Source organism: Pseudomonas arsenicoxydans (genome assembly GCF_900103875.1).
Classification (GTDB): Bacteria; Pseudomonadota; Gammaproteobacteria; order Pseudomonadales; family Pseudomonadaceae; genus Aquipseudomonas; species Aquipseudomonas arsenicoxydans.
Map to the genome: position 1 here is coordinate 3,658,874 of NZ_LT629705.1, position 20,740 is coordinate 3,679,613.

Here is a 20,740-nt window from a genome sequence, read left to right on the forward strand (position 1 = left end):
GCGAAAGATTACGTTCGATTCGTGCAGAAACTGTGTAGGAGCTGTCGAGTGCAACGAGGCTGCGATCTTTTGATTTTGATTTTTAAGAAACAAGATCAAAAGATCGCAGCCTCGTTGCACTCGACAGCTCCTACACAGCTCCTGTGTGGCGAAGGAGAGGAAAACTCAGTTCAGATGAGTCTTGAGTTCCAGTGCCGCCTGACGCACCGCCGCTTTCACTTCAGGAATCTGGCTCAGCGGATTGAGCAGGCCGAAGTCGTGAATCATGCCGTTGTAGCGCACCGCCGTGACCGGCACACCGGCGGCGTCGAGGTGGCGGGCATAGGCTTCGCCTTCGTCACGCAACACGTCGAACTCGGCGGTTTGCACCAGTGCGGCGGGCAGGCCTTTGAGCTGCTCGGCGCTGGCTTGCAACGGCGAGGCATGGATCTGCGCACGCTCGGCCTGGTCGGTGGTGTAGTTGTCCCAGAACCAATTCATCATGCCTTTGGTGAGGAAGTGGCCCTCGGCAAATTGCTGGTACGAACCGCTGTCGAACTGCGCGTTGGTCACTGGCCACATCAACAGCTGGAAGCGCAGCGCCGGGGTTTTCTGTTCCTTGGCCATCAAGGCCACGACCGCCGCCATGTTGCCGCCGACGCTGTTGCCGGCCACCGCCAGGCGTTTGCCGTCGACGCCGATGTCCTTGCCGTGCTCGGCCACCCAACGGGTCGCGGCGTAGGCCTGGTTGATCGCGGTCGGGTAGTGCGCTTCCGGCGACGGGGTGTAATCGACATACACCGCGACCGCGCCGGAGCCGATCACCAGGTCGTGGATCAGGCGCTGGTGAGTCGGGTAGTCGCCCAACACCCAGCCGCCACCGTGGAAGAACATGAACACTGGCAACTCACCTTTGACCTTGGCTGGCCGCACGATTTTCAGGTTGATGGTTTGTCCATCGACTTTGATAGCGCGGTCGCTGACGTCCACACCCGACAGATCAACCTTCACCGAGTTTTGCGCACCGGTCAGAACCGCACGGGCATCGACAGGGCTCAGCTGTTCAAGCGGCTTGCCACCGCCGGCCGCCAGGGCTTCGAGGAAGGCTTGGGTGGTGTGTTCGACACCCGGGCTGCCCGCGGCAAAAGCGTTGCCGACGGAGAGGGCGAGGAGGGAGGCGGTCAGGGTTTTTTTGACGATGTTCATGGGGTAAATCCTTTTTAAGTTTTTCGACGTTGAGTACCTAAGGGTCAGGTTGCTGCCGGCTCTGTCGTTCAGGCCTCAGCAACACCGTGGACACAGATTAATGGGGTGCCGAAAAAGGAAAAAGCGGCTATAAAGTGTTTGACTGTCAACCAGGGCGCGACAATGAACCCGTTCGAAGATATGCGTATTTTTTGCCAGGTCATGGACTCCGGCAGCTTCACCTCGGCAGCGGATCAATTGGGGCTGTCCAAGCAGTTCGTCAGCCGACGCTTGATGCAACTTGAAGAGCGCCTGGGCGTGCGCTTGCTCAACCGTTCCACGCGGCGGCTGGACGTCACGCCACTGGGGCAGAGTTATTACGAGTCGGCCTTGCGCCTGCTTGGCGAAGTCGAGCAAGTGGAGCAGGGCATCGCCGGCCAGACCACCGAGCCACGCGGGACCATTCGGGTGAGCGCACCGTTGTCGTTTGCGCTGGCGCATCTGGGGTGTTTGTTGCCATTGTTTTTGCAGCGCTATCGCGACGTCACCGTGGAGATGGATTTAAGCGACCGCCCGGTGGATTTGCTCGGTGAGGGTTACGACCTGGCGCTGCGCATCGGCACCCTGGAAGACTCTACGCTGATTGCGCGCCGCATCGCCGCGATCCAGCGCGTGTATTGCGCCAGCCCGGCTTACCTGGCCGAGCGCGGCACGCCGCTCAAACCCGAAGACTTGCACAGCCATGATTGCCTGCCCTACGGCCACGGTCGACAGGTGCAATGGCGTTTCGAAGGGCAGGGCAAGCCGCTGACGGTCAACGTAACGGGCAGGATGCGCGTCAACAACGGCGAATTGCTCAGGGATGCGGCGGTGGCCGGGATGGGGGTTACCTACCTGCCGACGTTCATTGTCGGCTCGGCGCTGAAAGATGGCCGACTGGTGCCGGTGCTGGATGAGTTTCGTCCGGCGCCACTGACTTTATCGGCGGTGTACCCGCAGCATCGCCAGAGTTCGCGACCGGTGCAGGCACTGATCGAGTTTTTGCGTGAGCGGCTGGATCAGGCTGAAGGTGTGTTGTAGAGCCAAACACAATTCCACTGTGGGAGCGGGCAAGCCCGCTCCCACAGGGTTTTGTAGTGATCTTTCGATCAGTGGTTATCAGGTCCTTTTATCATCGCCGGGTTCACCGGCACGATGAACGCCGTGGTCATCACCGATTTCACCGGCACGATGTACGCCATGGTCATCACCGATTTCACCGGCACGATGGACACCATGGTCATCACCGATTTCGCCAGCGCGATGTACGCCGTGGTCATCACCCATTTCGCCTGAGCGATGAGCGCCGTGATCGTCACCCGCTTCGGAGTGAGAGCCGCTGCGCCCGGATGAGGCCGAGTCGCCGGAGTGTCCCGAGCCATGGTCGCTGCCACTGTGACCGCTGCCGCTATTGCCGCCGCTGCCACTGTTGCCGCCACTGCCGCTTCCACCGTGACCGCCGCCATTGCCGCCGCCACCGCTTCCACCACTGCCGCCACCGCCCGATCCACCACCGCCATTACCGCCACCGCCACCGCCGGATCCACCGCCGCCATTGCCGCCACCGCCGCCGCCGCCCGATCCGCCACCGCCAGAGCCGCCCCCACCACCGCCAGAACCACCGCCGCCTCCGCCGCCACTACCACCATCCTTGGCCTGAGCACTCGACACACCGGACAGACTGTCCGGTATCAATACGGTAGACGCCGACAGAACTGCGCCAATCGCTACTGCCAGTAAAAGCTTGTTGATGTGCATGTCGTTCTCCGTCTTTTTATTCAGGTTGGAACGTTGATGAACAATGCAACGTGCTGCTCGATTCATTGGGTGAACACCACAGCGCGCCGATTAATTCAGTTGCACCTTGGATGAGCGATGAACGGTACAACTCAACCCCGTTCCAGAGGGTCAGTGAATACTTGAGGCCAGCTCGAAAATCGGGATGTACATCAGGATCACGATGACCCCGATCAGCAGGCCGATGAAGGTCATGAGCAAGGGTTCGAACAAGCGCACGAACCATTCGATCCAGCGGCTGATTTCCTCGTCGTAGAAGTCGGCGCTGCGTTCCATCATCTGGCCGAGGTTGCCGGACTGTTCGCCCGCACGCAGCAGGCGCAGGGAAACCGGGGTCACCAGGTGGTTGAGTTCCAGCGCGGTGGACAGCGATTGCCCCTCGCGTACCCGTTCGCAGGCCTGGTCCAGGCGTGCGCGGGAGGCGACGGTGAGCAGGCCTCGGACCATGCCCATGGCAGTGACGAGCGGGATGCCGCCTTGCAGCAGGATCCCCAACGAGCGATAGAAACGCGCCAGTTCGTACATGAAGATGCGCTGATGGACCGCCGGGAGTTTTTCGATCACGCGGTCCACGCCCCGACGAAAGGCCGGTTGGCGCTGGAGGAAGGCGAGGGCGACGATGATTGCCAGCAAGGCGCCAAAGAATTCGCCCTGGTGCGCATGCAGGAACATCCCGCTGCTCATCAGCACTTGCGACAGCCACGGCAGGTTCGACCCCAGTCCTTCGAACACCAGGCTGAAGCGCGGCACCACGTAGCCCATCAAAAACAACACCACGCCACCGCCCACCACCAGCAACAGCAGCGGGTAGATCGACGCGCTGATGATTTTTTGCCGAACTTCGTCCATGCGCTGGCGATAGCTGACATAGCGGCCCAGGGCATCGCCCACGGCGCCGGTTTTCTCGCTGGACTGCACCAGCGCCACATACAACGGCGGGAACACCGCCGACAACTGTGCCAGGGCCTGGGAGAAAGATTTGCCTTCATAAAGCAGGCGCACCAGTTCACTCAAGGTTTTGCGGGCCTGTGGCGCGGTTTCTTTCTCCGCCAAACTTTCCAGTGCATCGATCAGCGGCAGGCCCGCGTTGAGCAGCGTGGTCAATTCCTGGCTGAACAAAACCAGATTGAAGGTCTCGCGCTTCTGCAAGCGCAACGCGCGCCAGTGTCGCTCGACGTGCAGGCTGACCACCCGCAGGCCCTGGTCTTCGACGATGCGCCGGGCTTCACTGTGGCCGGGAGCCTCGACGGTCATCGAGACCACACCGGCCTTGCCCACGGCCTTGAGATGAAAGCGCATGGTCGCCTCTCCCGTCACTGCCAGCTGGTGATTTCGGCGTTTTCGCCTTCGCCGCCGGGTTGGCCGTCCTTGCCCATGGACAGCAAGTCGTACTCGCCGTTTTCACCGGGGTAGCGGTAGGTGTAGCTACGGCCCCACGGATCCAGCGGCAATTTTTTCTGCAAGTAAGGACCGGTCCATTTGGTTTCATCGCTGGGCGCGGTGATCAGCGCCTGCAAACCTTGTTCGGTCGACGGGTAATGGCCGACCTCCAGGCGGTAAAGATCCAGGGCTTTGCCCAGGCCTTCGATTTGCGCTTTGGCCACCTTCACTTCGGAGCGGCCCAGCTGGGCGAAATACTTCGGCGCGACGATGCCGGCCAACAGCCCCAGCACCACCAGCACCACCAACAGTTCGAGCAGGGTGAACCCGCTTTGAGTACGCGGGGCGGAACGCAAACGCTGATTCATGATGACCTCACACAGTCGGCAGAAGGGTCGCCATGAAGGCCTATGCAATTGCCATGCTCACCCCCATCCATCCTTGTGAAAGCCCCGTATTACGGAGCTTTGCGCTTTCGGCACAGTGCTTGCGTATGGCTGGTTCACTACCGGCCATTGGGGCAATACCCCCATTTTTCGGGGCCGGGCAGGGGAGGAAAAATAATGAAAACACTCACCACAGGGCTGCTCGGCTGCTTGCTGCTGACCAGCGTCGTCCAGGCCGATGTGTTCGTTTCCGTGGACGCCAAGGGCAGCTACGTGCTGTCCAACGTTCACCGTCCCGGCCGCACGTATGAGCGGGTCATTCATGAGCCGGAAAAGGCGCTGGTCAGCCTTGATCAGCAGCCCCAGATGATTGCGCGGCAGCCCTATGCCGAACTGGTTTCGGCGGCTGCCACGGCCAATGAATTACCGGCGGCGCTGCTGCACGCGGTGATCCGGGAAGAGTCCCGCTACAACTCGGATGCGACATCGCCCAAAGGCGCCGGTGGGCTGATGCAGTTGATGCCTGAGACCGCCCGGGAAATGGGGGTCAAGAATGTCTACGACCCGAAAGCCAACATCCAGGGCGGCGCCAAATACCTCAAGCGCCTGATGACCCTGTTCGACAACGACATCGCCCTCGCCGTGGCGGCTTACAACGCCGGGCCGCAAGCGGTGCTCAGCCGTGGCGGGGTGATTCCGCCGTTCGCCGAAACCCAGCGTTACGTGCCCAGCGTGCTGCGCCAATACCGCCGCTTGCAGGGCCTGGCCGTGGACGCGCCGTTGTGATCGGCAGGCTTGGGGATGTTCCCCCAGGTTTGGGGCAACAACGACCGGGCCGAAAAGTGGGGAATAAGTGGGGAATATCCCCCGAGTTATTAAGTCGTTGCGCTAAGTAGCTGAAATACAACTGAATTATTTATGGCATGCGGTTTGCTCAAAGGGTTTTGTCGAGATTTTCCCTGTGAGCACCCACAGCGAGGCCCGTGATCATGACCGGCATACCCCACGCTCATCACCTGCTTAACCTGCTGCTGTTTCTAGCGCCAATGTTTGGCATCGAGATGGCAGAAGCCGCCGCACGCTGCGAGCGTAATCTGGTGGCCAATGTCGTGGCCCTGGACCAGCCGCTGATGTTCAACCGCCTCGGTGCGCAGAACGCCAACGGCATGATGTTCGCCCTGCGGCGTGACGTGGTCGACGACCACAATATGTCCCTGGCCCAGGGCGGCGCGGCAGTGCCGGGCAAAGTCTCGCTGCGGCCAGACAAGCGTCCGCGTCCTTTGGTGTTGCGGGTGGCCGCCGGTGACTGTCTGACCATCAACCTGCAAAACCTGCTGGCTTACCAGGCCAACCCCGGCGGCCACGAAAACGCCGATGGTGGTGTCGAGGGCGAAATCAAAGTCGGCGACGTCGATCAGTTCAAAGTCGATGAGCAAGTCACCGACCGGCATGTCGGCTTCCAGGTCAACGGCATGCAAGCGGTCAACAGCATCGATGACATTGCCTCGTACACCGGGCGCAACGCCAATTCATTGATCGCTCCCGGCGGCACCCGTTCCTACACCTTGTACGCCGAGCGCGAAGGCGCATTCGCGGCCAGCAGCCGTGGCGCGACCTTCGGTGGTGAAGGCGATGCGGGCAACGTTGCCAACGGCCTGTTCGGTCAGGTGGTGGTCGTGCCCAAGGGCGGTCGCACCTACCGCAACACCGTCACCGAAGAAGAGATGCGCCTGGCCAGTGTCGGGCGCACGCCGGCCGGTCAGCCGATCGTCGATTACCAGGCGCGCTACCCGCAGCGCCAACCGTGGATCCGTGAAGGCAAGGCCGGTACGCCGATCATCAGCATGGTCGACGGCAATGAAATCATCTCCAGCGAGAGCGACGCGATTGTGATGGGCAGCAACGCCGATGGCAGCTTCCCGCCATCAACCTATCCGCTGGAAGCCATCGGCAAACGCAACCCGGCGATTCCCAACCGCCTGGAGCCGTTCCGTGATTTCGCTTCGCAGTTCCAGGATGAAACGGCTGCCACCCAGGCATTCCCCGCTTACTGGGCGGACCCGGTCATGGCCCACGTGCTGGAGCCGACCCGCGATGCGTTCATGATCAACTATGGCTCCGGCGGCATGGGCGCCGAGGTTCTCGCCAACCGCTTGGGTGTGGGGCCGATGCACGATTGCCTGTCCTGCGCCTATGAAGAGTTTTTCCTCAGCTCGCACACCGTGGGCGACGTCGCGATGCTGGTGGACGTGCCGGCCAACGCCGGTCTGGAAGGCATTCGCCCCGGTGAAACACCGCGCGCCGATCAGGTCGGGGTCAAAGCGACCATGGCGCTGTATCCGTCCGAGCCGTCCAACGTCAACCACAGCTACATCGGCGATTTCGTCAAATTCCGCAACACCCACAACGGCCACGAGCAGCACATCTTCCACCTGCACGGCCACCAATGGCTGTTCAACCCCAACGACGACAACTCCGACTATGTCGACGCCCAAGGCATCGGCCCGGGTGCTGGCTACACCTATGAAATCGCCAACGGCGGTTCAGGCAACCGCAACCGCGTTTCCGGCGATGCGATCTACCACTGCCACTTCTATCCGCATTTTGCCCAGGGCATGTGGAGCATGTGGCGGGTGCACGATGTCTTCGAAGAAGGCACCAGGCTCGAAGTCTCGCAACAGGGCGCCGACGGTTTCCATAGCGAACCTTATGCCTTGCGCAGCGGTAAACCGGCTGCCGGTGCCCGGGCCTTGCCCGATGGTGAAATCGTTGCCGGTACGCCGATTCCTGCGGTCGTGCCGCTGCCAGGCAAAGCGATGGCGCCGATGCCAGGCAAAGTCGCGATCGTGCCGAAAATCGGCGAAACCCTGGTGGCCGGTGGCGATGACGACGAGGCGGATGACGACGGTGAACACCACGGCGGCAGCGGCGGCGCTCAGGCTATCGGTTCCCTGGCGCTGGTGGACCGCAGCGAAGCCAATCGCAATGCCGACGGCAGCCTGAAAAACCCGGGCTATCCGTTCTGGATCGGCGGCATGGAAACTTCGGTTGGCCAACGCCCACCAACCCCACCGCTGGACATGCTCGACGCCGCCAAGGCGCAGGCCCTGAAAAGCAGCGGCAATGCCTTGTGGGCCAACCTCGATCCGGCGCAGTCCGGTGGTTGGGACGGCGGTCTGGGGCGTCATTCGCTGGGCGGATTTTCCTCCGGTGGCCAGGCGCACACCGTGACCACGTCCCTGGATTTCTCCAAGGAAGTGACCCGTGCCAAGCCGCTTTACGTGCCTGAAGAAGGCACTGAAGTCGAACAGGCGGCCATGGCGTACCACGCCAAAAAGGAACACCCAAGCTTCGCCGTGCTGCCGGGCAACCAAGTGGTGGCGCGCAACTTCCGCACCAACGGTGCATTGCCCATGGCCGGCGCGCCGTACTACGAACCGTGCATGGACGATCGGCAAAAACGCCTGACCAGCAGTGCCGGAATCGGCGAGTTCAATAGTGGCGAGCGTATCGACGGCATGTCCTACAGCGGCTCGTCGACCTTCACCGCCGACCGGCCGCGCATCTACAAAGCCGCGAACATCCAGTTCGACGCGGTCTACAACAAGGTCGGTTACCACTTCCCGCAAGCGCGCATTCTGGCGCTGTGGGAAGACGCCTGGCCGGTGATCACCAAGCAGCGTCCGCCAGAGCCGCTGGTGATGCGCATGAACACCTTCGACTGCGTGCAGTACCAGCAAACCAACCTGGTGCCAGCCGTCTATGAAATGGACGACTATCAAGTGCGCACACCGACCGACGTAATCGGTCAGCACATCCACCTGCCGAAATGGGACCTGACGGCCGCCGACGGTTCGGCCAACGGCTGGAACTACGAAGACGGCGTACTTTCCCCGGGGGCCGTGCAAGAACGTATCCATGCCATTCGCGAGTTCAACCAGTGCCAAGGCACCGATCCGCGTGACGGCACGCCGGCCTGTCCGAAAGCCAAGAACCACCCGTACTTCGGCCAGTTTGGCCGAGCCGATTGGCTTGGTGCGCGCACTGCGATGCAACGCTGGTTTGTCGATCCGGTGGTGAACAGCAAAGGCGTCGACCGCGGCCTTGGGACCATTTTCACCCACGACCACCTCGGCCCATCGACTCACCAACAGATTGGCCTGTACGCCACCGTGCTGGCAGAACCGGCCGGTTCGACCTGGTTCCACGCCGAAACCGGCGAGCCGTTGTACAGCGGCGCACGGCAGGACGGCGGGCCGACGTCATGGCAAGCGGTGGTGTCCACCGGTGACCTGGACGGCGACGGCAAGAACGACAGCTTCCGTGAGTTCTTCCTCGAATACAGTGACTTCCAGCACGCCTATGAAGCCGGGGTGTACGTCGGCGCCGGCCCCAACGGCGTGCCCAATGCGCAAGCCTTTCCGGCCACCGCGGACAGCTTCCGCTACGCGATCAACCCGCCAGTGCGCAAAGACGCCGAGACCCTTCTTGAACAGGTGGTCGAAGCTCGCGGTGGACTGATGCCTGGCTGCCCAAGCCGGCCGTGCCCACAAGCCATCTCGGTCGATGACCCTGGCATGTTCGTGGTCAATTACCGCAACGAACCGCTGGCCCTGCGGGTGTATGACCCGAACAAGGTCGGCCCGGACGGCAAGCGTGGCATGCAGGCCGACGGCCTGGGCGGTGACCTTGCGTACGCCATGCAAAGCCGCACCGACCGAGCGATCCCGGCGATGAACCTGGCGCCGAACCTGATCACCGCCGCCACCGGTCCAACCGGCGGCACCACGCTCTTCCCGCCGCACATCAACCGTGGCGGCGCGGAACCGGGTGACCCGTTCACCCCGATGCTGCGCACCTACACCGGTGACAACGTGCGGCTGCGGGTGCATGCCGGCGGTCACGAAGAAGAGCACAACGTGACCCTGCATGGCGTGAAGTGGCTGCAAAGCGGTTCCGGTTACGGCAACAGTTCCAACTCCGGCTGGCGCTCTTCGCAAATGATCGGGATCTCCGAGCAAATGGGCTTCATTGCGCCGGTTTCTATGATGTCCAGTTCGGCGGCGACCACGGGCGATTACCTGTACTCGATGGACGCTTCGCTGGAAGGGTACTGGAGCGGGATCTGGGGCGTGATGCGCAACTACACCGCGCAACGTAGCGACCTGTTCGCGCTGCCGAACAACCCGAAACCCGCCGGTGTGCGCAACACCGTGGCGTTTGACGGCGTCTGCCCACGGATCAGCGCCAACCCGAACGGCATCGGCACCCGGCCGACGGTGCAACGCAACTATGAAGTGGTTGCCGCGCTGGCCAATGACATCCTTGGCAATCCGTTGAACCTGTCCATGGCCGACCCGGCCGGGATCGGCCAACACGTCGGCGGGCCGTTGAATGCAGCGGGCGGTACCCTGGTGTACAACTCGCGGGCTGTGAATATTCCTCAGGTCACGGTCAGTGATCCCCAGGACGGCACGACGTTTACCATTGGCGGGCAAAGCGGTCCGTTGCACGACCCGACCGCGATCCTGTATGTGCGCAAGTCAGACCTCGATCCGGTCACCGGCAAGCTCAAACCCGGTGTGCCTGTCGAACCGCTGGTGCTGCGCGCGACGGCGGGTGACTGCATCAACATCACCCTGGAAAATCGCCTGCCCAGCGTGATGCCGGACCTGACCCAGACCGCGACGGTGATGGGCATGGTCAAGCGCGATCGCAACGATGGCGAGGGCTCGACCACCTTCAGCAATAACCTGATGCGGCCGTCCAGCACCGTGGGCCTGCATGCACAATTGCTGGCGTACGACATCACCAAATCCGACGGCACCAACGTCGGCACCAACCCGATCCAGACCGTGCCGCCACGGGTGGGCAGCACCGGGGCATACCCGACCCGGACCTATCAGTACTACGCCGGGCACCTGGAGCGCGAAGGCAAGCCGATCTCGCAGCTGGGCCGCAGCGTCGACAACATCAACGCCACGGCTGTGGAGTTCGGCGGGTTGAATTTCACCCCGGCGGACGTGATCAAGCAGCCGCAAAAAGGCCTCGGGGGGGCGATGAGCATCCTGCCGATCGGCGCTACCTGGGTCGATGATGCACGCAAAGTCTCGGCGACCGTCACCGCCCCCGGGCAAACCACCTACCGCGATTTCGCGATGGTCTGGCAGAAGGCGCTGAACATGCGCTGGGCCAACGGTCGTCCGGTGGAAGGCATTGCCTCGGAAGCCGGTGTGCCGACGGATCCGCAGGACAACTCGAGCATGGCCATCAACTACAAGACCGAGCCGATGTGGTTCCGCTTCGGCCTGCCACCGGACGCGCCATTCGGCCACGCCGACGGTCATGGTTACGGCGATGTTCCCAACGCGCACATGGCCTTCAGCAACGCGCTGGTGGGTGGCGATCCACAAACGCCGGTGCTCTATGTGAAACCGGGGCAACCGTTCCGCACCCACATTCTGATGCCGACCGGTGGCAGCCGTGGGTCGACCTTCCAGCTCGATGGTCACGTCTGGTCGGTGAACCCGTTCCAGTCGGAGAAGAGCGATACCGGTGGTTATCCGATGGCCACCCCTGGCGTGGGGTCGGTGCGCTTCGGCTACAACCCGATGTCGATGTACATCGGCGCCCACGAAAGCATCCTGCCAGCGGCGCACTTCAGCTTCATGCACCCAAGCGCCGGCGGCAGCAACGCGATACCGGGCGACTACCTGTTCCGCGACTACGGCGCGTACGGCAACACCGCAGGGCTTTGGGGATTGTTGCGGGTGACCAACGAGCCCGAACCGGCGCCGGCGCCGTAAGACGAGGGATGGGGGCCGACACCGCTCCCACAAGGGATAAGGCAGACACAGATCTGTAAGGGGAGAGTCGTATGAACAGGACCATCAAAACCACCGTTGGCGTACTGGTCGTTGCGGTGGCGCTCATCAGCTTCGGCATCTGGCGCACCGCGCCGCCGAGCATGCTGAGCGAGGTTGCCCTGCCGGACACCTGGAGCGCTCAGAACCTCTCCCGTGACGGTGTGTCGGTGGCACTTGAGGTCAAGCCATTGGCCAAAGACGGCGTGTTGCGTGAAGGCGAGTTTGCCGACGTGCAGTTCCGGGTCACCGATAGTGCCTCGGGCCAGCCGTTGTCGGGGGTGAACCCCGGCGCCTGGCTCGACCCGGAAACCGTCGCCGCCGACCAGGCCCAGGGCCGTGAACAAAGCTGCAAGGCACGGGTCGGGGTTTTCCTCAAATCGAGTATCGGCGCACGGCCGATGCTCGACCTCAACAGCTACTTCCTGTTGGTGATGAGCCGCGACGCCAGCGTTTCGGTGGTCGATCCCTCGGTCTCGGTGGGTGGCATCACCAGCACCCTGGCACGCATCGACATCAAGCAGCCGCCGATGGATTGGGTCACCCCCAAGGACAACAAGCGGGTGTTCGTCTCCATGCCGACGGCCAATGAAATCGCGGTGATCGACAGCGCCCAATTCAAGTTGCTCGACTCGGTCGCCGCCGGCAGCAACCCGGTGCGCGTGGCGTTGCAACCGGACGAGCGCCTGCTGTGGGTGGGCAACAATGCCAAAACCGTCGAGGAATCCGGCGTCACGGTGATCGACGCCCGCAGCCTCAAGCCGCTCAAACACCTGGCCACCGGTGCCGGGCACCATGAAATCGCTTTCAGCAAAGACAGCCGTTACGCCTTCGTCAGTAACCGCGACGACGGCACCCTGAGCATTATCGAGATTGCCAGCCTGACCCTGAGCAAACAGCTCAAGACCGGTTCGCACCCGCTGTCGGTGGCGTACTCGCCGCTGTCCCAGGCGATTTATGTCGCCGATGGCCAGGACGGCACTGTCACCGTGGTCGACACCAGCAGCCTCGCCGTGCGCCGGGTGATCAAGATGAAGCTGGGCCTGGGCCCGATGGGTTTCAGCGCCGACGGGCGTTTCGGCATCGTCCTCAACACCCTGGAAAACCAGGTGGCGGTGATCGATGCGGCCACCGATTCGCTGATCCATGAACTGGACGTGTCCGCCGAACCCTACCAAGTGGTGTTCACCAAGGCTTATGCCTATGTGCGTGGTCTGGCATCGGCCAAGGTCACGATGATCAACCTGTCGTCACTCGGGGCAGGGCGCACGCCGATCAGCCAGGGTTTTGAAGCCGGGCCTCAGGCGCCACGGCTGGCTGGTGATTTGCCACTGGCCTCGAGCCTGGCGGTGTCGCGCGATGACAATGCGGTGTTCGTGGTCAACCCGGTGGACAACACCACCTATTTCTACGCCGAAGGCATGAACGCGCCGATGTCCGGTTACCCCAATCGCGGGCAAGTGGCGCGTGCAGCGATGGTCATCGACCGCAGCCTGCGTGAAGTCGAGCCAGGGCTGTACAGCGCGCGGATCAAGCTGCCGGCAGCGGGGCGCTTCGACGTGGCGTTCCTGCTCAACCAGCCGAACATCATTCATTGCTTCACCGCGCTGGTAGAGCCGGACAAGAACCTTGAACAGCACGCAGGCGTGCCGAAAGTGGAGTTCATGCTCGACAAGTCCACCGCCGCCCTCGGCAGTCCCTATGTCGTGCGCTTTCGCATCGTCGAAGGCAAGCAGAAGGCGCAGCGCAGCGGGGTCAAGGATGTTCAGGTGCGCTATTTCCGCGCCCCGACGTCCCGAGCCCAGCAAGTCGCCGCGCTGGAAGTGGGCAACGGCATTTACGAAGCCCCGGTGAACCTCGACCAGGACGGCGCCTGGTACCTGCACGTGCGGGCGTCGTCCCTGGGCGCGAATTTCGATGACACGACCTTTGCCAGCGTTCGGGTGTTGCCCGGCGATGTCCACTGAAGAGGAAACCGACATGAAGCGATTCGCACACCGTGGACTGCTGACGTTCTGCCTGCTGGCGGCCGGTATCGGTCAAGCCCTGGCGCACTCGGCGGATGAGCATTCCGGGCATGACATGCCGGCCAAGAGCGCCACGTCGGAAAGCGCCCAGGTCAAATTCGCCGACGTCGCGCTGGTGGACCAGAACGGTAAACCGGTGCGTCTTGAAAAGGACCTGGTGACCAACAAGATCGTGGTCATGAGCTTCATCTACACCAGCTGCACCACGGTGTGCCCGGTGGTGTCCTCGATCATGGGCAAGGTGCAGAAACAGCTCGGCGCGCGGGTTGGCGGTGAAGTGCAACTGGTGTCGATCAGCATCGACCCGCAGCGCGATGACGCCAAGCGTCTGAACGACTACGCGCGCAACTTCCAGCGCGGCCCGGGCTGGAGCTGGCTGACCGGCAGCGCGCAATCGATCACTGAAACCCTCAAGGGCCTCGGCACCTTCAGCGGCGACTTCAAAAGCCACCAGCCATTGATCCTCGTCGGCGACGGCAACAGCCGCCACTGGACCCGCTACTACGGCTTCACCGATCCGGCCGTGCTGACCCGCCAAGTCGAGAAACTCAGCGGCCAGCGCAACGCCCATGCCAAACACACCGCCATAGCCATGGAGCAACAGCCATGAAAGCGCTCGCGTTGATCTTCCTCACCATGTGTTTCTGCGTGATCAGCTTCCTCGCGTTTTCCCATGAAGAACACGCAGAGCCCGCGCCGGCTGTCGCCGCTGCACAACCGGCGACCGGCACTCATGATGCGAAAACCTGGTTTACCGACACACCGTTGCAGGACCAGAACGGCAACACCCTGCGCTTCTACAGCGATGCGCTGCAAAACCGTGTGGTGCTGCTCAACGTGATTTACACCAGTTGCACCGATGCCTGCCCGCTGATCACCCGCAAGCTCAAGGAAGTGCGTGAGTTGCTGGGCGACAAGGCCGATGGCATCACCTTTATTTCCCTTACCAGTGATCCGCTGCAGGACAGGCCAGCGGTGCTCAAGGCTTACACCTTGAAGCAGGGCGTCGATGGTCCTCACTGGCTTTTTCTTACCGGCGACAAGGCCCAAATGGACCTTGTACTGGGGCGCATCGGCCAGATCGTGCCGACCCCCGAGCAGCATTCAACACAGTTGATCGTGGGTGACGTGGCCAACAAACGCTGGAGCAAGATTCGTCCCGATGCGCCGGCTGCCGCCATTGCCCAGCGCTTGCAGTTGCTGACAATGCCCGTGGCCGGCCGTTGAGTCCGGGCCATGAAAACCTCCCTCGTCCTCGGCCTGCTCCTCCTTGGCGGCATCAGCCTTGCCGCCGATGCGCTGCCACTGAGCCCCAGCGAAAGCGCCGGTAAACGGCTGTACCGCGAAGGGGTGTCGGCGAGCGGTGAGCCGATCATGGCCAGGGTCGGTGCGGCGGATATGCTGCTGCCAGCCACCAGCCTGCCGTGCGCCAATTGTCATGGCGCCGACGGTCAGGGGCGGCCCGAGGGTGGGGTCAGGCCGCCGGACATCAGTTGGTCGCGTCTTACCAGCAGTTACGGTCAGCAGCAGGTCAATGGCCGCGATTACCCGGCCTACACCGAGGGCACATTGGCCCGTGCGATCCAGGAGGGACGCGACTCGGCCAACAATCGACTGGACCCGGCCATGCCGCGGTTTGTGTTGTCGATGAATGATCAGCGCAACCTCTCGGCCTACCTCAAACGTGTGGCCGATGACCGCGATCCCGGCCTGAGTGCCGACACTTTGCACCTGGGTACCTTGCTGCCGCGCCAGGGGCCGTTGAGTGAAGAGGGCGCCACGGTGGCGGCGGTGCTCAGGGGCTGCGTGGCGCGGATCAATGAGGCGGGGGGCATTCATGGCCGGCAATTACGCCTGACCATCCTCGACCCAGGGCCCGATCGTGCCAGTGCCGAGCAGGCGCTGGAGCGCTTGATCGGGCAGGAACAGGTGTTCGCCCTGATCGCGCCGTTGGCACCGGCGCTCGACACGGAACTGGTCGAGCGCCTGGAAAGCGCCGGGGTTCCGCTGATCGGGCCGCTCTCGCTGCAGGGCTCGCCCCAGGCCAGTCGGCAGATTTTCGAACCGCTGCCGGGCTTGCGTGAGCAACTGTTCGCCCTGGCCGACTACGCCACCAGCAGTTTGCGCGTGCTTCAGGGACCGACGCTGATCACTTACCCGGACGAGCCGAGCCAACGCCTGGCGGCGCAGACCCTCGGCCAATACCTGCAAGACCACGCCTGGCAGCAAGTACGGCTGCAAGCCTACAACTCCGCGCAGGACGAACTGCCGTTGGGCTCGCGCTCGGTGTTCTACCTGGGCAGCAGCGGCGGTTTCAGCCGACTGGCCGAGCGCTTGCAGACGGCGGGGCAGGTGCCGTACCTGTTCGCGGCGTCGAATCAGGTCGCTGGCGATCTGTTTCAGGTGCCCAGTGATTTTTCCCGGCGGGTGTTTCTGGCGTATCCGTTCGTGCCCAGTGACTGGACGCTGGCCGGACGCCTGGCGTTGACGCAATTGCGCGAACATCAGGGGCTTGGCGGTGAGCACGCGGTGCTGCAAGTCGGTGCCTACAGTTCGATGCTGCTGTTGAGTGAAGGCATGAAGCAGGCCGGGCGCGACGCCAGCCGCGAGAAGCTGATCAACGCCCTGGAAGGCTTGCACGATTTCGACACAGGGCTGACCCCGCTGATCAGCTTCGGACCGGGGCGCCGGCTGGGCTTGAACGGTGCCCATATCGTCACCGTCGATTTACCCGACCAGCGCTTCTATCTGGTGGCCCCTTACAAACCCATTGCCGCGACACCCTGACCGGAGGCCTGACAATGAAACTCAAGGCTTTGTTGATCCTGCTCACGATGTGGGTCCCCGTGGCGTTGTGCAATAACGGTCCGGCTGCCGCGCGGGTCAATGGCGAGGAAATCTCCGAGTTCCGCCTGGAGCGCTATTTCGCTGAATTCCTGGAGGACCAGGGGCGGGCAGTGGCCAGCATTCGCAGTCCCAAGGCGTACAAGCAATTGCGCCAGAAAGCCCTGGACGCTCTGATCGACAAGGAGTTGCTGTGGCAGGAAGCGCTCAAGCGCGGGGTGGTGATCAGTGACGAGGTGGTGCAAACCCAGATCGACCAGACCCGCCGGGCCATCGGCGGTGCCGAGGTGTTCGCCCGCCGTCTTGCCGATGCCGGTTTCGACGAGGCCGGTTTTACCGAGTACACCCGCCGTGAGCTGGCCGCGCAGCAGGTGTTTGCCGATCTGGTCCGGGTGGCGGAGCCGGATGAACAGCAGGTCCGTGCTTTCTTTGAGGAACATCGCGCCGAAATGAGCCGCCCCGAACAGATCCAGGCACGGCATATTTTGATCAAGGTGCCTCAGGGAGCCGATGCCGCCACAGTTGAAGCCGCCCGACTACGCTTAGAAGAGATGCGTGTGAAAGTGACTCAGGGCGAGGACTTCGCCAGCGTGGCCCGGACCGGTTCCGAAGACGCGACGGCCACCGTTGGCGGGGATCTGGGCTATTTTCCTCGCGGACGCATGATGCCGGCGTTCGACGCCGCGGCGTTTGCCCTGGCCCCCGGCGAGGTCAGCGCACCGGTGCGTACCCCGTTGGGTTGGCATTTGATCTACCTACAGAACCACCAGGAGGCAGCCGATGTCTCAGAAGTTCAGGGGCTTGAAATGGTTCGGGCGTACCTTGCCCGACAGCAAAACGCTCAGGCTCGTCTCCAGGTTCTGGCGAAGCTTCGATCGAGCAATCGAATCGAGCGGATTGACGATGATTGAAGGTTTCCCCCCAAATGTGGGGAAAGCTTCAGGGGCAATTCCGAGTGCTTCCCCGCCTTTGGGGGATGGAGTTCCTGAGATAAAAGTTTTTTCCACGAAAATCAATAAGTTGTATCGGTCGAAAACCGGCGCTCAGCCTGGCATGAAGTGTGCGTTAGCCTAATCAAGGCGCGTACTCCCAGGCACGAATATCGGACCTGCGGTTTCAAGGAGTCCACCTTGTTAAACAAAGTACTGGTTGTTGAAGACGAACAGCTCCTTGCACAAAACCTCCAGGATTACCTGCAGGCGCAAGCGCTGAACGTCCGGATAGCGCACAACGGTTACGAAGCGATTGGCGAAGCCGAACGCTTTGAACCCGATGTGATGGTGTTCGATTACCGCTTGCCCGATATGGAAGGCTTTCAGGTGCTCGACGCCGTCCGCCAGAACAGGAAGTGTCATTTTGTGCTGATTACCGGGCACCCCACCGCTGAAGTCTGTGAGCGGGCCCGGGAACTGGGAGTCAGCCATATCCTGTTCAAACCGTTTCCGATGGCGGAATTGGCCCGAGCAGTCTGTGACCTTTTAGGGATGGAGCGCGAACGCCGGGCAGGCGCAAGCCAATCCGAGGGATTCGTCGAACGACGCCAGAGCAGGACCGAAAGTTTCCCGCTGCAGTTGTACGACGGCAGTTGGGTGCTGGCAGATCGTCGACGAAGCTCATCGACTTCCATGGCACCAGACGACGAACAATTGCTCACCGGGGAGTAGTGGCGCGACCAGCGGTTCCGGCCTCCACCGAAATTGCTCGCCGCGTCGACAGGGCTCAAAGCCCCCGGCGTTGGAGAGCAAGCCATGGACCGTCTATCCCTTGCCGTAGAACCGGCGCTGTTGGAATGTGTACCGTCCCGTTTTACCAGTGAGCAACTGGCCCAGGCCCGGGCCAGGGCAACCAGTTCCGGGGAACGGGTCCTCGAAGCCCTCGGGGTGTTGTGCGAACTGGCCCCCATGCCCTTCATCCAGTGCCTGGGCGCAACCCTGCATTATCCGGTGCTCGACACCGACACGCTGTTCAAGGCCACCCCGGTGTTCGACCGGGTCACCCTGGCCCAATGCCTCAAACGCGAATTCATCCTGCTGCGTCACGACGATGCGGTCATCGGCGTATTTGCCGACCCCTTCGATACCACGCGCCTGGCCTGGATCGATGACTGCCTGCACGGTGCTCCGCTGTACCTGGTGCATGCCGACGACCTCAAAGCCTATCTGGCTCGCCACGAAGAGAGCTTCCACGCGGTGGAATCGCTCAATGCCCAGGCTGACGCCAACGTCGAAACCGATACCCTGCAAAGCCTGTCCCTGACCAGCATCAGCGAAGATGCCAGCGTTGTCGTCAAACTGGTCAACTCGACCTTGTACGACGCGCTGAAAATGCATGCCAGCGACATCCACCTGGGCACCACCGGCAGCGGCCTGGTGATCAAGTACCGGATCGATGGCGTGCTCAACAACATCAGCAAGATCCAGGGCAGCGAGTTCGCCGAGCAGGTGATCTCCCGGGTCAAAGTCATGGCCGAACTCGACATCGGCGAAAAACGCGTGCCCCAGGACGGTCGCTTCAAGATCGGCATCAGCGGCCGGCAGATCGATTTTCGGGTGTCGATCATGCCGAGCATTTTTGGCGAAGACGCGGTGTTGCGGGTCCTCGACAAACAGGACCTGGCGGACAAGGTCAGTGGCGTGCAATTGCAGGCCCTGGGCTTTGAAGAAGAAACCCTGCGTGCGCTGCGCCGGCTCGCGGCCGAACCCTACGGCATGGTGCTGGTGACCGGCCCGACCGGTAGCGGCAAGACCACCACGCTGTACGCGATGATCACCGAGATCAACCACGGCGTGGACAAGATCATCACCATCGAAGACCCGGTTGAATACCAACTGCCGGGCGTCCTGCAAATTCCGGTCAATGAAAAGAAAGGCCTGACGTTCGCCCGTGGCCTGCGCTCGATCCTGCGCCATGACCCGGACAAGATCATGGTCGGTGAAATCCGCGACCCCGATACCGCGCAGATCGCCGTGCAGTCGGCACTGACTGGCCACCTGGTGTTCACCACCATTCACGCCAACAACGTGTTCGACGTGATCGGCCGGTTCACCCAGATGGAAATCGACCCCTACAGCCTCGTCTCGGCCCTCAACGCCGTGCTGGCCCAACGGCTGATCCGGCTGGTCTGCAGCAGTTGCAGCGCGCCGAGCAATCCGAGCGATGAAGAGCTGCGCCAATCCGGCCTCGACCCGCAAAACGTCGACCATTTCCACTTCGTCCATGGCAAAGGCTGCGGCCATTGCCGTGGCACTGGCTATCGCGGGCGTACCGCGATTGCCGAGCTGCTGCACCTGGACGATGAGCTGCGGCAGATGATCGTCGAGCGCCAACCCATTTCGAAAATCAAGGCACACGCGTGCAAACGTGGCTTGCGCCTGCTGCGCGAGTCGGCGCTGGAACTGGTTGCAGAGGGGCGGACCACGCTCGAGGAGATCAATCGTGTCACTTTTGTCTCGTGATCGTTATGTCGCCGTGCTCGGCGCCAGTGGTGTCGGCCTCGGTCAGCGCAAGGGCAGTGAAATCCTGTGGCTGGGCAGCGTCGGCTTTATCGACGAAGGCTTCCATGCCTGGGCCGTCGCCCTCGAAACCCTCGACCGCTTGCTGGGCGAACATGCCCCCGCCGGTGCCGAATTGAGCGTGGTGATCTCCGGTCACTTCAGCCGCTTCTGCCTGGTGCCCTGGAGCGAACAGATCAGCAGCCCCGACGAATTGCTCGGGTTTGCCCAGCTGTGTTTCGAAGACCTTTACGGCGCACCGACGCAACCCTGGAGCATGGTGCTGTCGGCTGAGCCTGCGGGTTACGACCGGATCGCCACCGCGCTGCCCGAAGACTTGCTGGCGCGCCTGCGCAGCCTGGTCAGCGGCCGCGGCCTGCGTCTGCGCTCGGTGCAACCGTACCTGATGGCGGCGTTCAACCACTTCGATAAAAGCCTCGATGCTGGCGACTTCCTGTTCGTGGTGGCTGAGCCGGTGCGCAGTGTTTTGCTGCTGGCGAGGGAAGGGCGCTGGACCTCGGTGCGCTCGGTCGGCAGCAACGACAGCGATGCCGCACTGAGTGCATTGATCGGCCGTGAAAGCCAGTTACAAGCCTCCACCAGCGAGCGGCCGCTGAACATTTACCTGCACGCGCCAGCTCGCATTGATGTGCAGCCTGACGTACCCGGTGTGCACCTGCGCACCCTCGAAGAGGACCGGACTGGCGTACGCGATAGTTTGTACGTCATGTCCCGGGCGGTGGCCTGAC

Annotated in this window: 15 protein-coding genes; 11 read left to right on the forward strand and 4 right to left on the reverse strand. The window is 62.4% G+C overall.

Annotation, left to right across the window (positions count from 1 at the left end):
• Positions 1-165: 165 nt before the first annotated feature.
• Positions 166-1,185 (reverse strand): alpha/beta hydrolase, encoded by a 1,020-nt coding sequence (locus BLQ41_RS17165; protein ID WP_090182660.1) that lies wholly within the window; start codon positions 1,183-1,185, stop codon positions 166-168.
• Positions 1,186-1,347: 162 nt separating this feature from the next.
• Here BLQ41_RS17165 and BLQ41_RS17170 point away from each other — a divergent pair, with 162 nt between their 5' ends.
• The gene (locus BLQ41_RS17170) at positions 1,348-2,244 is read left to right on the forward strand and encodes a LysR family transcriptional regulator (RefSeq protein WP_090182662.1); all 897 of its coding nucleotides are present in this window, start codon (positions 1,348-1,350) and stop codon (positions 2,242-2,244) included.
• Between the two features lie 78 nt (positions 2,245-2,322).
• Here the strand turns inward: BLQ41_RS17170 and BLQ41_RS31145 are convergent, their stop codons facing one another.
• The 3 genes from BLQ41_RS31145 to gspG form a co-directional block, all read right to left on the reverse strand.
• Positions 2,323-2,961 (reverse strand): hypothetical protein, encoded by a 639-nt coding sequence (locus BLQ41_RS31145; protein WP_167360490.1) that lies wholly within the window; start codon positions 2,959-2,961, stop codon positions 2,323-2,325.
• A gap of 150 nt (positions 2,962-3,111) precedes the next feature.
• Complete coding sequence (locus tag BLQ41_RS17180) at positions 3,112-4,299, reverse strand: type II secretion system F family protein (protein ID WP_090182664.1); 1,188 nt, start codon at positions 4,297-4,299, stop codon at positions 3,112-3,114.
• A gap of 14 nt (positions 4,300-4,313) precedes the next feature.
• On the reverse strand, positions 4,314-4,748 hold the full coding sequence (gene gspG / locus BLQ41_RS17185) for a type II secretion system major pseudopilin GspG (protein WP_090182666.1): 435 nt from the start codon (positions 4,746-4,748) through the stop codon (positions 4,314-4,316).
• A gap of 195 nt (positions 4,749-4,943) precedes the next feature.
• On the opposite strand from gspG, the gene BLQ41_RS17190 reads away from it, so the two are divergent.
• The 10 genes from BLQ41_RS17190 (at position 4,944) to BLQ41_RS17235 (ending at position 20,739) form a co-directional block, all read left to right on the forward strand.
• Positions 4,944-5,552 (forward strand): lytic transglycosylase domain-containing protein, encoded by a 609-nt coding sequence (locus tag BLQ41_RS17190; protein WP_090182668.1) that lies wholly within the window; start codon positions 4,944-4,946, stop codon positions 5,550-5,552.
• 203 nt (positions 5,553-5,755) lie between these two features.
• Positions 5,756-11,572 (forward strand): manganese-oxidizing multicopper oxidase MnxG, encoded by a 5,817-nt coding sequence (mnxG, locus tag BLQ41_RS17195; protein ID WP_090182669.1) that lies wholly within the window; start codon positions 5,756-5,758, stop codon positions 11,570-11,572.
• Positions 11,573-11,643: 71 nt separating this feature from the next.
• Positions 11,644-13,596 (forward strand): YncE family protein, encoded by a 1,953-nt coding sequence (locus tag BLQ41_RS17200; RefSeq protein ID WP_090182671.1) that lies wholly within the window; start codon positions 11,644-11,646, stop codon positions 13,594-13,596.
• Positions 13,597-13,609: 13 nt separating this feature from the next.
• The gene (locus tag BLQ41_RS17205) at positions 13,610-14,266 is read left to right on the forward strand and encodes an SCO family protein (protein WP_090182672.1); all 657 of its coding nucleotides are present in this window, start codon (positions 13,610-13,612) and stop codon (positions 14,264-14,266) included.
• Complete coding sequence (locus BLQ41_RS17210; RefSeq protein WP_090182674.1) at positions 14,263-14,883, forward strand: SCO family protein; 621 nt, start codon at positions 14,263-14,265, stop codon at positions 14,881-14,883. Before BLQ41_RS17205 ends, BLQ41_RS17210 begins: the two co-directional genes overlap by 4 nt.
• 9 nt (positions 14,884-14,892) lie before the next feature.
• On the forward strand, positions 14,893-16,443 hold the full coding sequence (locus BLQ41_RS17215) for a cytochrome c/ABC transporter substrate-binding protein (protein WP_090182676.1): 1,551 nt from the start codon (positions 14,893-14,895) through the stop codon (positions 16,441-16,443).
• A 14-nt stretch (positions 16,444-16,457) separates the two neighbouring features.
• The gene (locus tag BLQ41_RS17220) at positions 16,458-17,411 is read left to right on the forward strand and encodes a peptidylprolyl isomerase (protein WP_090182678.1); all 954 of its coding nucleotides are present in this window, start codon (positions 16,458-16,460) and stop codon (positions 17,409-17,411) included.
• Positions 17,412-17,630: 219 nt separating this feature from the next.
• On the forward strand, positions 17,631-18,164 hold the full coding sequence (locus tag BLQ41_RS17225; RefSeq protein WP_090182680.1) for a response regulator: 534 nt from the start codon (positions 17,631-17,633) through the stop codon (positions 18,162-18,164).
• 84 nt (positions 18,165-18,248) lie between these two features.
• Positions 18,249-19,955, forward strand: a complete 1,707-nt coding sequence (locus BLQ41_RS17230; protein WP_090182681.1) for a GspE/PulE family protein — start codon at positions 18,249-18,251, stop codon at positions 19,953-19,955.
• Entirely contained in the window at positions 19,936-20,739 is an 804-nt protein-coding gene (locus BLQ41_RS17235; RefSeq protein ID WP_090182683.1) for a hypothetical protein, read from the forward strand. Before BLQ41_RS17230 ends, BLQ41_RS17235 begins: the two co-directional genes overlap by 20 nt.
• Position 20,740 lies beyond the last annotated feature (1 nt).

Bases quoted from the DNA above. Each gene is read 5' to 3' on its own strand.
- BLQ41_RS17200 (WP_090182671.1), top strand. From the start codon at position 11,644: ATGAACAGGACCATCAAAACCACCGTTGGCGTACTGGTCGTTGCGGTG.
- BLQ41_RS17190 (WP_090182668.1), top strand. From the start codon at position 4,944: ATGAAAACACTCACCACAGGGCTGCTCGGCTGCTTGCTGCTGACCAGC.
- BLQ41_RS31145 (WP_167360490.1), bottom strand. From the start codon at position 2,961: ATGCACATCAACAAGCTTTTACTGGCAGTAGCGATTGGCGCAGTTCTG.
- gspG (WP_090182666.1), bottom strand. From the start codon at position 4,748: ATGAATCAGCGTTTGCGTTCCGCCCCGCGTACTCAAAGCGGGTTCACC.
- mnxG (WP_090182669.1), top strand. From the start codon at position 5,756: ATGACCGGCATACCCCACGCTCATCACCTGCTTAACCTGCTGCTGTTT.
- BLQ41_RS17230 (WP_090182681.1), top strand. From the start codon at position 18,249: ATGGACCGTCTATCCCTTGCCGTAGAACCGGCGCTGTTGGAATGTGTA.
- BLQ41_RS17215 (WP_090182676.1), top strand. From the start codon at position 14,893: ATGAAAACCTCCCTCGTCCTCGGCCTGCTCCTCCTTGGCGGCATCAGC.
- BLQ41_RS17205 (WP_090182672.1), top strand. From the start codon at position 13,610: ATGAAGCGATTCGCACACCGTGGACTGCTGACGTTCTGCCTGCTGGCG.
- BLQ41_RS17180 (WP_090182664.1), bottom strand. From the start codon at position 4,299: ATGCGCTTTCATCTCAAGGCCGTGGGCAAGGCCGGTGTGGTCTCGATG.
- BLQ41_RS17170 (WP_090182662.1), top strand. From the start codon at position 1,348: ATGAACCCGTTCGAAGATATGCGTATTTTTTGCCAGGTCATGGACTCC.
- BLQ41_RS17165 (WP_090182660.1), bottom strand. From the start codon at position 1,185: ATGAACATCGTCAAAAAAACCCTGACCGCCTCCCTCCTCGCCCTCTCC.
- BLQ41_RS17220 (WP_090182678.1), top strand. From the start codon at position 16,458: ATGAAACTCAAGGCTTTGTTGATCCTGCTCACGATGTGGGTCCCCGTG.
- BLQ41_RS17210 (WP_090182674.1), top strand. From the start codon at position 14,263: ATGAAAGCGCTCGCGTTGATCTTCCTCACCATGTGTTTCTGCGTGATC.